The 12,969-nt window shown below is 59.5% G+C and carries 9 protein-coding genes and 3 pseudogenes; 1 reads left to right on the top strand and 11 read right to left on the bottom strand.

Annotated features, from left to right (window positions below; genetic code table 11):
• Positions 1 to 547 precede the first annotated feature (547 nt).
• Positions 548 to 1,933: a PAS domain-containing sensor histidine kinase gene (locus tag V5B59_RS07125; protein WP_169071504.1), complete on the top strand. Its 1,386-nt coding sequence runs from the start codon at positions 548 to 550 to the stop codon at positions 1,931 to 1,933.
• 5 nt (positions 1,934 to 1,938) lie between these two features.
• On the opposite strand, the gene V5B59_RS07120 is transcribed toward V5B59_RS07125, so the two are convergent.
• From V5B59_RS07120 to V5B59_RS07080, 11 genes and pseudogenes are all read right to left on the bottom strand, one after another.
• On the bottom strand, positions 1,939 to 2,667 hold the full coding sequence (locus V5B59_RS07120) for an energy transducer TonB (protein ID WP_034919185.1): 729 nt from the start codon (positions 2,665 to 2,667) through the stop codon (positions 1,939 to 1,941).
• Between the two features lie 37 nt (positions 2,668 to 2,704).
• Positions 2,705 to 8,137, bottom strand: a complete 5,433-nt coding sequence (locus V5B59_RS07115; RefSeq protein ID WP_169071506.1) for a pilus assembly protein — start codon at positions 8,135 to 8,137, stop codon at positions 2,705 to 2,707.
• A 33-nt stretch (positions 8,138 to 8,170) separates the two neighbouring features.
• On the bottom strand, positions 8,171 to 8,656 hold the full coding sequence (locus tag V5B59_RS07110) for a pilus assembly PilX family protein (RefSeq protein WP_034919177.1): 486 nt from the start codon (positions 8,654 to 8,656) through the stop codon (positions 8,171 to 8,173).
• Positions 8,653 to 9,699 (bottom strand): PilW family protein, encoded by a 1,047-nt coding sequence (locus V5B59_RS07105; protein WP_332351724.1) that lies wholly within the window; start codon positions 9,697 to 9,699, stop codon positions 8,653 to 8,655. The genes V5B59_RS07110 and V5B59_RS07105 overlap by 4 nt, the downstream gene beginning before the upstream one ends.
• Complete coding sequence (gene pilV / locus V5B59_RS07100) at positions 9,699 to 10,334, bottom strand: type IV pilus modification protein PilV (RefSeq protein ID WP_332351723.1); 636 nt, start codon at positions 10,332 to 10,334, stop codon at positions 9,699 to 9,701. The genes V5B59_RS07105 and pilV overlap by 1 nt, the downstream gene beginning before the upstream one ends.
• A 9-nt stretch (positions 10,335 to 10,343) precedes the next feature.
• Complete coding sequence (locus V5B59_RS07095) at positions 10,344 to 10,904, bottom strand: GspH/FimT family pseudopilin (protein WP_332351722.1); 561 nt, start codon at positions 10,902 to 10,904, stop codon at positions 10,344 to 10,346.
• Entirely contained in the window at positions 10,898 to 11,344 is a 447-nt protein-coding gene (locus V5B59_RS07090; RefSeq protein ID WP_332351721.1) for a type IV pilin protein, read from the bottom strand. The genes V5B59_RS07095 and V5B59_RS07090 overlap by 7 nt, the downstream gene beginning before the upstream one ends.
• A 154-nt stretch (positions 11,345 to 11,498) precedes the next feature.
• Positions 11,499 to 11,976: pseudogene (gene ispH / locus V5B59_RS26165) on the bottom strand (4-hydroxy-3-methylbut-2-enyl diphosphate reductase); the annotation flags it as partial.
• Positions 11,886 to 12,284, bottom strand: coding sequence for a hypothetical protein (locus V5B59_RS26160; protein WP_408612948.1), 399 nt, complete (start codon positions 12,282 to 12,284; stop codon positions 11,886 to 11,888). The gene V5B59_RS26160 and the pseudogene ispH (V5B59_RS26165), both read right to left, overlap by 91 nt.
• A 14-nt stretch (positions 12,285 to 12,298) precedes the next feature.
• Positions 12,299 to 12,418, bottom strand: a pseudogene (gene ispH, locus V5B59_RS26155) (4-hydroxy-3-methylbut-2-enyl diphosphate reductase); the annotation flags it as partial.
• A gap of 8 nt (positions 12,419 to 12,426) precedes the next feature.
• Positions 12,427 to 12,863, bottom strand: a pseudogene (locus V5B59_RS07080) (FKBP-type peptidyl-prolyl cis-trans isomerase).
• Positions 12,864 to 12,969: the final 106 nt, after the last annotated feature.

The following is a 12,969-nucleotide window of genomic DNA, read 5'->3' as shown; positions in this document are numbered from 1 at the left end:
CAGTCGAACGCTGCCCCCGGCTGTGGGGACGACCCATTCCCTGCCTCTCAGCCCTGCCGCGCTTCGCTTGCCAGACGAGGGATTGCGATGCAATCCCTCCGCCGGAAGCCCTGCGGGCGCAAACCGCAGAACCGGTTTAAAAATCACTGAAAATCAAAAAACCCGACCTGCAGGCTACGTAGCAAAACTGTCGACGCCAGATTTCTACGGAATGACGACGCCGTTAACAGCAACCAGGGTCGGCCGCGGATTCCTGTTCCTGCCTGCCAGGATGAGCGGGGCAGGGGGCCGCGATCGGCCCGTCGCCAGCAGACAGTCGGCGTCGGCTTCTGCCTGCGAGTGATTGGCGTACGTCGGCCAGTCGGGAGAATAGGCGCCGGCCTGCTGAACCCAGGTCGTCCAGCCGTCGCGCGAGCCGCGGGCGAACATTTCCAGGAAGGGGCCGGGCGGCGAGGACTCGCAGTCTGTCAGGGAGGAGGGGTTCGGTGCTGCACCCTGGCGTCGTCAGATCGTTGCCGCGCGCGTCTTTTGGCTCTACGATCGCACCATGTCCAGCCCGGAGTCACCCGCCAAGCGGCCGCTGCGGCGTCCTTTGCTTGCTCCCGAATCGCTGCCCGAGTCACCATCGGCGTTTGCGGGCGTGGACGAGACGGTCTGGGTCGAGGTGATCCGCAAGATGGACGAGGTCTACAATGACCTCCTGCAATACGAGGTGGTCCTCGAGCAGAAGAACGCTGCGCTCGAGGACTCGCAGCAGTTCATCGAGAGCGTCCTGGCGTCGATGTCGGACATCCTGATCGTCTGCAACCGGCATGGTGCGATCCAGGAGGTCAATGATTCGCTGTGCCGCTTCATCGGCCAGAACGAGACCGTCCTGCGCGGGCGACCGCTTTGCGATCTCTTCGCCGACGAGGCGTCGCAGCAACGCGCCCGCGATTTCTTCTCGCCGGCCCGTCCGGCGACCGTCCAGGATTGCGAGTTGTTGATCAGCGGCCGCGATGGCAGTCCGCTGCCGGTCTCGCTGAACTGCACGCCGCGCCTCTCGGGGACCGGCAAGCTGGTCGGCATGGTGCTCACCGGCCGCCCGGTCGGCGAGTTGCGGCGTGCCTATCACGCGCTGCGGCAGGCGCACGAAGATCTCAAGCGCACCCAGCAACAGCTTCTACAGGCTGAGAAAATGGCCTCGCTAGGACGTCTGGTGGCTGGTGTGGCACATGAACTGAACAATCCGATCAGCTTTGTTCTCGGCAATGTCCTGGCCCTCCGACGTTACACTGCGCGCCTGCAGACTTACCTGCAAGCGATCCACTCGGACCAGTGCACGCGTTCGCTGGAACTCGAAGATCTGCGCCAGGAACTGCGCATCGACCGCATCATGGCCGACCTGCCGCCGTTGCTCGACGGCATGAACGAGGGCGCCGAACGTACGCGCGACATCGTCGATGGACTCAAGCGCTTTTCGGCGATCGACCGCAGCATTGCCGAGCCTTTCAACCTCGCTGAAGTCGTTGCGCGTGCGGTGCGCTGGGTGGCGCGCTCGGATCCGCGCAATTTTCGGGTGACGTTCCATTTGCCGCAGGAGTTGCCGGTCATGGGTTCTTCCGGCCAGATGCAGCAGGTACTGATGAACCTCGTGCAGAACGCCCGTGACGCCAGCAGCAGCAGCGAATCGCCCAGCCTAGAGATCAGCGCCGAGCCCCGCGACGGCATGATCCGGGTGTACTTCGCCGACAACGGGCCAGGAATCGCACCCGAGAACCTGTCGCGGCTGTTTGACCCCTTCTTCACGACCAAGCCGGTCGGGCAGGGAACCGGGCTCGGCCTGTCGATCAGTTACGGTATTGTCGAACGCCATGGTGGCCGCCTGGAAGCGGCGAACCGGCCAGAGGGCGGCGCCTTGTTCACTCTCAGTCTGCCGCTGGCGCAGGCCTGATGCGGTCAGGATCCAGGCAGTTTGGTCCCTTCGATTCCCGTAATGTTGAAGTCTATCCTGATGATCATCCGAGACTTGACCGCCTCACCTCCCCGTCGCCCCGGAGAAAACGGGGTGATGCGAAATGCGGCCAGTGCCGATTCTTCAAAAATGCCGGGGGGGCTGCTGGCCTCAAGCACCTCCAGATGACGCAGCCGGCCACTTTCATCGATCAATAGCAATAAGCGAACCCAACCCTCGAGGTCATGGGCTTGAGCATACGCTGGATAGGCAGGTACTACGGAAATCAAGGGATACGGTTGTTCGTCCAGTTCGGAGGATTTGAAAAACCACTCCTCGATGGGAAGCGGGATCTCCGGGGATGCGTCGGGTGAGTTGGATGATCCTGGACTGCTGGCTTCAGCCTTTTCTGGCGGCGTGGATATTCGCTCGTTTGCCTCGGTTTCATTGAGCGGCGCCGGCATGGGCAGCCGCGCCTCCGGAGGCGTGCCGGGTGAGTCGAATGGCCCCTGACTACTGGCCTCAGCCATGGCGAAGGGAGCCAATGGCGAGGTCATCGTTTCAATGGGTGGTGCTGGATCAGTGGCTACCGTATGCGGGGAATCCTGGATTCGGATCTCCAGACGAGCGGGTGCGGTGGACCGGATTGGGGCCCTCGCGGGCCCCAGGATGGCTAGTATTTCGGCATGCAGCAAGGCGGACAGCAGCAGCCAGCCTGCCAGTTGCCGTGTCATCCGCAGAGGCGCCTCCGGGAACCGAGCAGTTCGACCCTCATCTCTCGGCTTCCTGGAACCAGTAGGCGCGCTGATTCGCACCCACCGTGCCGATTTGACTCATCCCGCAGTTGCCATCACTGCAGGACCCTTCAAAAATCTTGCCACCACGGATGACGAGGATTCCATCCGATGGAAAACCCCGTATCGCATACTTGGAGGAAACGCGCGAATCGCTGCTCGTGATCGTACCATCGTAGTTGGTATCCACCACCACTCCGCCTGTGAGCGCGTTCATGGCGTAGTTCGTTCCCTTTCCGAGCGGCACGCAGGCTGAGGCTGAGGCCGCAGCAAACGGGCTATAGGATCCAAAACGCAGTATGTTGAAGAAGACCGATGGGGCATTGACCACCTTTTCTCCATCCACCTTTTTGCCATCCCTGTCGACCGTTTGGTCCAGCCGCATCGCCCAGCCCAGTTTGTCGTGAAGTGCGGTTTGCGCCGTCTTTCTCTGGTCCTCGGTACCGAACTGGACCAGATTGTCGGTCAGGTCATAGAAGTCACTCTTGCTCGGGTCGGACGAGTATTTGATGACCGCCTTGTCCTTCGTCGTCGTCAAACCTGTGTCGGTATCCTTGATCATGAACATCAGGTCATGGTTATCCGTACGCAAGGGATTCTCTCGGTCTCCGGTCCCGACGTATACCGCGTCAAAGCGCTGCCCCTGGTCGAGCTGTTTCACTACGGCGGGAGGGAAGAAAATCTTTCGCCGCGGTGTTTCGCCATTGGTCAGATCGGCAAACTTGATGGAGGTCCAGTCGGATGGCTTGTCGCTGTCGATATCGAAACGCCAGACGTTTCCTCCCAGGTCACCCAGATACAAACGATCGGCATAGCCGTTGGAATCGAGATCCGTGTTTAAAGGAGTCGCATCCGAGGGAATGCTGAACCCCATTTCGGACACCTGTGTGTTCTGGTCGGTTTTGTCTAGCGGGGTAAAGCTCCTGATCAAGGCGCCGGTTTTGCCGTTCACAAAAAATACCCCACGGCCCATTGGCTTGCTCGTGCTCGTAATACTCTCGACTTTCACCGAACCCAGCGCAGGAGTGGATAGCGAATCGCTTACCGTAAAGGTAAAGCTGCGAGCACCTGTGACCGTGATGGTTTTGGTGCCGTTATAGCCAGCTAGCGTAGCGCCCGATATCAGAACCGAATCACCTGTGGTGTAAGCATGATCAACGGGGGTGGTGGCGGTTGCCGTCGTTCCCGAGCGAGTGATCGTCACCGAGATCTGGTCATTGGGTACCGGATCATAACCGGCGCCAAAAACCAGCACGGGGTTCTCCGTATCTGCGCGCATCCTGGTAAAGGCGGGTGCAGACCAGGTCTCCCCTAATTCCGAAAATCCCGTAGTCTTGTCGTCAATCTTCCACAGGAACTGGGGTTTCGCCTTGTCGGTAATGTCGAGGGCGTAGACCGCACGGCCACCACGGCGCATGCCGAAGGCCAGGTAAGCCTTGTCGATTTTGCCGTCTTGATCCTTGTCCTCAAAGTAAATCTTCGGGCTGCCATCGCCTGTGATGAGATGCTCGCCGATCGGGTTTTCATACATCGTCTTGAGTTTCGGGAGGTACTCTTCCGGCATGAAGGCCCATTGCTCCTTGCCATCCTTCGTATCCACGGCGTGCAACAGGCCATCATTGGACATGTAGAATAGATAGACGACCGGATCGGCAGGATCCCCTTTCTTGTCGCTGTCGTAAATGAGGATGGCCGGGTTGGAGTGCAACACGTCTCCATGTGGCCAGGCTCGCCATGTGGAACAAGCCGTTGCGGAGTTGGCGTCCTTGCATCCCGCATCCGTCGGATCGCCCCCCCGGGCATAGTTGATGATCGTTGCCCGCGTCGCATCCAGCATCGAGGGATCGCCCAGCAATGTCTTGGTGATCGCCGTATTGACTTCCGACATGGCATTGCTGCTGTCGGTCAAGACTTTCTCCGTACTGCTTGAGAGATGGGTGTACAGCTTACGGGTAGCCGGCGTGGAACCGGAAGCCGTCTTCAATACATGTCCGGTCCCACCCGCATTGGGCTTGCTACCATCCGGCTTGGCAGGGTCACTCCAGTGGCTCACGGCCGCGTCCCGCACTCTGGCCGTTCTCTTGGATGTGTCGAATTCCTCGATGTTTTTCAGCTTGTCTGTGAAGGTTGTCTGGCCTGTCAGGCACAGCGGGATTTGCACGCCGTCGATGTCTTTTCCGCACTCATCGACATCGCTACTGAGCTTGAACTTCTTGACCGTACCCTCCCAACACTGTTGCAGTCTGGGTCCAAAGAAAGCAAGAAAAATGTCATCCGAACTCTCTGCGCGGTTGGTCGCCGAGATGGGAACGGTCGGCGCAGCGAGCGTCGGATTCCAGTCGCGGATCGTTGCGATGACTTCGGAAAGTTTACTGGACAGTTCACTAGCCTTATCTGCCTTGTAAGCGCCTTTATCGGCTGTGGCTGCATTTTCGAGCACCGGCGAGGAGCCACCGGCAAAACCAATCGTGTAGGTGGAGACGGACTGAGTGCCTGGAATCGAGTCAGAGTCTGTGGCACCACCGGGAGACATGTCGCCCTGGGCCATGAAATGGGTCAGTTCGTCCAGCCAAATGTAATTGGCGGGGTACAGGATGTCCGGTGGACCATACGGTACGCCGGGGCTGGTTGGGTCGGGTTCGTACTGCCCTGAACTGCTGTCTTGCTGTGTGCTGATTTCGGGCGTGCCGACTTGGGTGAGCGCCTTGACCAGAGTATCCGCCTGATTGTCGTTCTCGGGGCCGCCATCCGAAACCAGAACCACATAGTTTTTCTGACAATTCGCTTGTTTGTCTTTGCCTTTTTGCGGGTTACTCATCATTGGAGAATCGTATTTTCCGTCGACAATGGCTGACGGGTCTCTGCCCTCCGATACCTTGCCACCGCCGACTGCGTCGGTGGAATTGATTCCGAATAGGGGAGTTTCTCCACGGAAGTACAGGTATGCTTCGTACATCACCTCCGTCAGTGGGGTCGAGCCGCTGGCCACCACACGGTTGATTGCGCCGGAGAGTCCCTCGCGATTGACGTAATCGGTGTCCGTGCTGCTGGAACCCATGCGACGGATCGCATAGGCTACGTTGCCTCCCTGGCTACCTTCAGTACCAGCAAGTCCGGTGGAAGGGGCGGGCATCCTGTTGAAAACCATCAGGCCAAAGCGGACACCGTTCGTGTTCGCGACCAGATATGTGAAGGCGTCCTTGGCGATCTGCAAACGTGTCTTGCGCCCGATCGGGGCACCATTCGGCCCTTTCGGTCCGAATTTCCAGTTGAGGTAATTGACCGAGTACATGTCGACCGCATTATAGTTGGCGGACGGGTCGGTCGGTATATAGGACGCTGTGCTTCCTGTGGCGGAACTCGTAGTGTTCCAGGCCTGGCCGAAGGTACGGTCGGTTGCGTTAGTCATGAAGCCGCTGCCCGGGTTGCCGCTCGTGCCATTATCGGCCTTGCAGTCGTGATCCAGATAATCCGTCTTGGCAGCGAACGGATAGACGTAGTAATCGTACTTGGGAACCTTGTCGTAATCGATTGGAGACGTGCTGATCGGATTGGCACAAGCGTTGTCACCGACGTAGAAACAAGCGGGAGAGCCCTCGTTTGCCTCGCAGGTGGTGCTGGTGTCGGGCTTTGCGTTACAACCGGCGCTACTGTTGAGCGAGGCATTGCGATAGACCGTTGAACCGACGGTAATGTCAGGGAGGTTGCTTTCACAGTAGCTGGAGCTGCTCGCGCCGAACGAACAGGCCACCCCTGTGCAAGTGCCGCTGCAAGTGCCACCGTGATAATAGGTGCCCACCCCCTCTACCTGGACCGTTTGCCGGTCACTCCATTGGCAATTGATGGTGTTCTGGATCGTCTCGGGAACGGGCGCGCCGCAGGCCGGAGGTGGCGTGCTGCAATCTGCAGGATTGATGCCGTTGTCTCTGCATTGGGTGCCACTCGGAACCCATTTTTTGCCCAGGAACTTGCTGCTTGGCGTGGCATCGATCACGCAACTGCGTGTACACAGCGTGGTGGTGGTGACCGATGAGACATCGGCCAGTCTCAATAGCGATTTCGGGGAATCGTAATAGGCAGGAGTGCCGGTCATATCGCCGAAAGCTGGGGCAGGGGAGGCGTCGCGATTGCCTTTCCACGCCGTGTGCTTTACTGCCGACAGTTGTTGTTCTGCCGTGGTTGTCATCGCGTCGAAGGTGACGGTGAGGCCGTAGAGACCGAGCACGTCGAACAGCGACTCACGCCCCCCCACCTGGATGCTATTGATGTAAATCTGGAAGTTGAATCCCCCCATGTCGGCCTTGAGATCTGTCCATCCGGAACGTGACGACGTGTCTTGGGTGCGAATCGGTTGCCCCTGGTCGCCAATATCGGTCCAGCTGCTAAACGGAGCCGAACGTGGGAAACTGTCGCGTACCGGGAATGGTCCGGTGGGTTCTCCGCCACCCGCAGTGCCCAGAAACTCGCTTTGTGCGCGGATGTTGCTGCCGATGGCTCCGACTACGCTACCGCTAGAAATCTGCAGCGTGCTTGTTGCGCTGGGAATCGGGCTAGTATCCAATTTTCCGGGGTAGGTGGTATCGCCGTTGCTCTGCCGCCCATTTTTCAGGTTCAGATAAGGTTCCCAACGTTGCCATTGCTGGTTCAGGTATTTTCCCGTATTGCGCGGGTAGGGTGTCGGCGCGAAGACCGTGGATGGGAGAAGCTTCTCCGGCGAGTCGTTACATTTGTTATGTTCACGAAAATCCTGGGTTGGCCCATAGTCGATCCCCCCGCGAACCTGTGCAGGGAAACTGCTCTGCGACACCCCACCAGCCCAACGATTGAAGGCATTCGACCACAGTCGCGGGTCTGTCTCCGGGGCCCCGGCCGGCAGCCAGAAGATCCAGCTGGCGTTATTGTAATTGCGGTAGATGCTGCGCGACCCTGGGTCGTCTGCCTCGGCTTGGTTGGTGTAGTTAGTTAGGAATGTAGTCAAGGTGCCCGGTATATTCTTCGATTTTATATAAGATCCATAGGATTCCATCAATTCCTCTGACCAGAATCCGTTTCTGGCCAATGCATGGCCGGGATCCCTTGCGGTATCCGATATGTTGTTGATAAATCCGGGGTCGTTCCACAGATATTCCACATGCGAATCGTAGGCGCCGGAATTCTCGGAATATTCGCGCCATCCTTCCGGTCTGTTCATCGAGTCCGAGGTGTCGAGAATCAGCAGGATCGCCGGTTCGGCGGTACTGCCGGCATAGGGCGTCGACAGGTAGATGTCCGTGTCTCGCGCCGAAGCGACAGAGGAATACAGAGACAGTGGCAGTACGGCCGCCGGATTTGCCAGCGCCGCAATCAGGGTCCAAGCGACACGCCTTTGCCAGGGCTTGAGGGGATTCCGGGTGGGGTCGGGGGTGAGCATGATCGGGCCTCGCATGTCGTCAACGGTTGGTAATCAGGAGCAGCCACCTGGGGGCAAGACGCCACGAACCCCCTGGTGTACATTGGTTCTGCCGCTAAAGATCGGGTCTCTGGCTTCCGCCAGAACGTCGAAATAGACAGCCTGCAGGGCACTCGGACCCAGCATGTTGCCGCTTCCCAGGCCGGCAAAGTCGGTACATGCCACTTCAGTGGCGGTCAAGGTGACATTCTTCAGATGGCTGAATTGTCGTGAGTCCAAATCGAACTTTTTATTGAAATTTTTTGCGTCCAATTCAGGTTCGGCGCGATGGGAGAACTTTCCCCGGTTCGTGTTCATGAAATCCCAGATGGCGGCTTCTGCGTTGGCCAGGTTCTGGGCGGAAGTCTGGCTGGCGCCCCCGATCTTCAGTTCGAGGACACCGGTACGCAGCATGGAAACGACGAGCAGCGTCATGATGACCATCATGATCAGGCTGAACATCAGTACCACGCCGGTTTGTGATTGGGCGGTTGTTTTCATGGTGGTGAGGATTCAAGCCGTTGGGCGATATTGCGAACCTGGAAGGATTGTGTGAACACATGTCGATGATAATTGCAGGGAAGTCCGTCTTCCAGGCAGTTCAACTCGGCGGTTCCGTCACCATCGAGATCATAGGATCTGCTGCGATCGTCATAGTCATTGCTCGGCCTGGGCGAGCGAACCAGCAGAGAGATTCTCGCCGTCACCACCCTTTCTGCAAACTGCTCGGCCGTCGGTGTCTCGGTGTAGGTCACCGGAGCGCCGGTGCCGCCCGTGCCGAGACCGTAGAGAATCCGCACCGCCTCGATGCCTTCTGCGATAGCGACCTCGGTCATCGTCGTGCCGGCAAGTTCCTGCCGTACCAATGTGGGAATCGGCTGGTTGTTGTCATCTGTGGCAAGACAGACGGTGCCGCCCGTGCCGGTGGGACGACTGCAGGGGCGCAGATAGTAGGCCCTGGCCTGATAGGGATAAATCGGCGCCGCGGCTCCACCCAGAAAAGCTCGTTTGGACGACGCTGGCAAACCGGCATATTGGTCACCCTGGAACAGGATGCCGCCGCCCGGATCCGACTGCACATACAAGGTCCCAGCGTTCAGATCGGCAGGCTGCACCTCTATTCCGGTGGCTCCGCGCAGCACGAGAATGAAGCTGCCACTGAGGAAATTGGCGGCCTTGATGCAGGAGGACATTTTCGCAAGGGTGCCCGTACCGAGCGATTGCGTGAAAGTGGTGGCCCAGTTTGCGCCACAATCGTTGGTGATGGTAATGGCCACCGGAATGGCAAGGTCGTTGGTGGCGATATGGCCATAGAAGCCCGCCATGCGCAGGTCATTGCCCATGGTATTGAGTGCATAGGCTCCATTCTCCTGCATGCGGGAGAATTCGTCATTGACCTTGAAAACCCGGGTGGAATTGACGAACAGACTGCCCAGGGCAAGCAGCAGGATGATGCCAATCGTCATGGCGACCATGATTTCCACCAGGGTCATGCCACTTTGCCGCGAGCGGGCTGCGGGCCGAATGGAGTCGCGCTTGAACATCAGGAACATCCCCAGGGTGCGGCGGCGTTCAACTGGCAGGTGACGACGGTGAGGGTGACCAGGCGGCGGCGAGCAGCGGTTCCATAAAGTCCTGCACCGCATGCCGAGGCCGTTGGGATTCCCGTGTCGCTCTCGCCCTGCCAGGCAACGCTGACCAAGAACACCGGCTGATTGGCGTCGGGCCGTTCGACACATCCGCGTGCGCCGATGATGCCCCCGACACGATTGGTCGCAGCATCCTTGATTTCCGATAGACCGGCAAGCACGCCATCCCATGTGGCGAGGTGATTATCCGCAATCTGCTTGTTACCGCACTCTTTGACGCTCAAACACTTGTCTTCGTCGGAGAGCGTATGGTACGTCTTGAACAAACCTCCCTGTCCAGGCATAGCATCACCATCACCCTCGGCAACCCCCGTCACGTAGTACGGGGCTCCTCCCTGATTGGCCCGGATTTTTTCGGCCATTTCCTGAGCCATGGCCAGCGCCTGCTGACGTTGGTAGGCCTCGAACCCGGCGCGCTGCCCCTTGAGCATCAGGGCTGCAATGCCGAGCAAAGCAATCATGAGGATGAGCAGGGAAATCAGCACTTCGAGAAGAGTGAATCCGCGCGTGGCCTGCTGAAAGAGTTTCATGGCGCGTTCTCAAGGGCAAGCAGTAACACCGCTGACGGTCGTGATCCGTCCCGTCGGACTGAACTCCAGCAGGCGTGCCGGTACGCTCGGGGAAGTGAGCGTGGAACTGACCGTGATCCCCCGGACCCCCGTTTTTTCGGTGCCGTCATCATTGAAGGTGCGTACCCGGCCATCTGCACCAAAGCTCAGGACTTTGATCGAATTGTCGACATTTGTGCCAACGCTGCAGACTTTGACGGTATTGTCGAGTGCCGGTCGGGAGACGAGGACACCCTCACCTGCATCCCACACCCCATTGCGGTTGGCATCGTCAAAGACCTGCCATCCGCCAACCCACTGGGCCGTGGTGCGCGTGATGCCGACGCGAGTGCTGCGCTTGATCGCTTCGACGCGCGCCAGAGCCAGGTCAGCAGTGAGGTCCGAGCTGACTGTCCTGAGGCGTTGATTCGCGATCATTTCCTGAAAGGGGAGCGTGGCCATGCTCATCAGAATACCCATGATGACAATGACGACGAGCAGTTCAATCAGGCTGAAGCCGTCATTCCGTGTTTGCTGGAAGGGAATTACCATAGTTTGTCCGTCCCTCCTGCCGTGTACTTTTTGTCTCCGTCGGTTTCTCTCCACTTCTCGGTTCTGTTGTTGATGAACAGAGTCCCGTCCGCAGCCATTCTGGCGCCGGCCTTCGGGGCCATGGACAGCAGAAAGGAGGGAGGAGGAGCGCTCAATGTAATAACCAGCGGGTCGTAGTCGGCAGCGATGTCCGCGGGTATGCTCATGCCCAGTCCGCCCAGATTCCCTGCGTATCCCAGATTGTCCAGCAGAAACTGTTCCTGGCGCTGTGCGACATCCAGCAGGAATTGCTGGGCGGCGGCACGGTGGGCTCGATTGATATATTCATTGTAAGCCGGTACGGCAATCGCCAGCAGAATGCTGATGATCGCCACAACCATCATTAATTCAATCAGCGTAAAGCCGGAACTCTTTGGTTCAGTCCGATGATTCATCGTCATTTCGCCTGCGAGGAGAAGTGTTGGGCAGGGCCTCGAGCGGGTCCGGCGGAGCACAGACACGACTCCATCATAGTCGAGGGCCGGTTTCGAGCAAGCTCGGCGCGATATACGGCGGCTTGTGGAGGATGAGTGGCGCGAGGTATGACGGTTATGGCTACTGCAGTTCGCGCGGCAGGGCAAAGGTGACGTTTTCTTCGGCGCCGTCGAGTTGGCCTACCTTGGCCGGGTCGCCGCCCGACAGGCGATCGACGACCTCCTGGACCAGCACCTCCGGGGCGGAGGCGCCGGCGGTGACGCCCACCCGGCTGGCGCCGGCGAGCCAGGCCGGGTCGATCTGCTCGGCCTGATCGACGAGATAGGAGCGGCTGCCGATCAGTTCGGCGACTTCGCGCAGGCGATTCGAGTTGGAGCTCGACCGGCTGCCGACGACGAGAACGACTTCGCGTGGTCCTGGCCAACTGCTTGACCGAATCCTGCCGATTCTGCGTCGCGTAGCAGATGTCGTCCTTCTTCGGGCCGATGATCTCGGGAAAGCGTTCCTTCAAGGCCGCGACCACCAGGGCTGCGTCGTCGACCGACAAGGTGGTCTGCGTGACGTAGGCCAGGCGGGTCGGCGAGCTGACCTGCAACTGGCGCGCGTCGGCGACGGTCTCGACGAGATACATGCCGTCCGGCTCTGTCCCATGGTTCCCTCGACCTCGGGATGTCCCTTGTGGCCGATCATCACGATCTCGCGGCCTGCCCTGCGCATCTTCGCGACTTCGACGTGCACCTTGGTGACCAGCGGGCAGGTGGCATCGAAGACCTTGAGGCCGAGTCCTGCGGCCTCTTCGCGAACCGCCCTGGAGACGCCGTGGGCACTGAAGACGACGTACTGCCGGCGGGTGCCTGCGCCAGCTCGTCGATGAAGATGGCGCCCTTGGCGCGCAGGTCGTCGCAGACGAACTGGTTATGCACCACTTCATGGCGGACGTAGATCGGTGCGCCGAGGATTTCGATGGCACGTTCGACGATGGCGATGGCGCGCTCGACACCAGCGCAGAAGCCACGCGGATTGGCGAGAATGACCTGCATGCGGGGCCTCACATGATGGCGATGACTTCGACTTCGAAGCGGATCGATTTGCCGGCGAGCGGATGGTTGAAATCGAAGAGCGCGCTGCTGTCGGTCAGCTCGCGCAGGAAGCCGGCAAAGCTGGCCGCACCGTCGGGCGAGCTGAACTCGATCAGCGAGTTGACCCGGAGTTCGATTCCCGGGGGCAGCGCGCTGCGGGCGATGCGTTCGACGAGGCGCGGGTTGTGGGGTCCAAAGGCGTCCAGGCCGGCGAGCTGGAAGACGTGGCGCTCGCCGGCGGCGAGCCCGAGCAGGCAGTTTTCGAGCGATTCGGCAAGCTGGCCACTGCCCATCTGGAGGGTCGCCGGCGAAAGGTCGAAAGTGCTGACGTAATCGCTGCCGTCATCGGCAGAGGGCGGTAGTGCAGCGTCAGGAAGCTGTCGGACCTCACTGTGGCGACGGGCAGGCGGTGGGTCGGCGTTCGGCGTGTCGATCAAGGCGGCTCCTGGTGGCTGGTCTGCATGGGGTCGATGTTCCTGTGAAAGTCGCGTCAGCGACTCATGAGTTTCCCC

The organism is Candidatus Accumulibacter contiguus (assembly GCF_036625285.1).
GTDB classification, from domain to species: domain Bacteria; phylum Pseudomonadota; class Gammaproteobacteria; order Burkholderiales; family Rhodocyclaceae; genus Accumulibacter; species Accumulibacter contiguus.
Note: the sequence above shows the minus strand (reverse complement) of the source record. Positions and strands in the feature narration are given on the sequence as shown.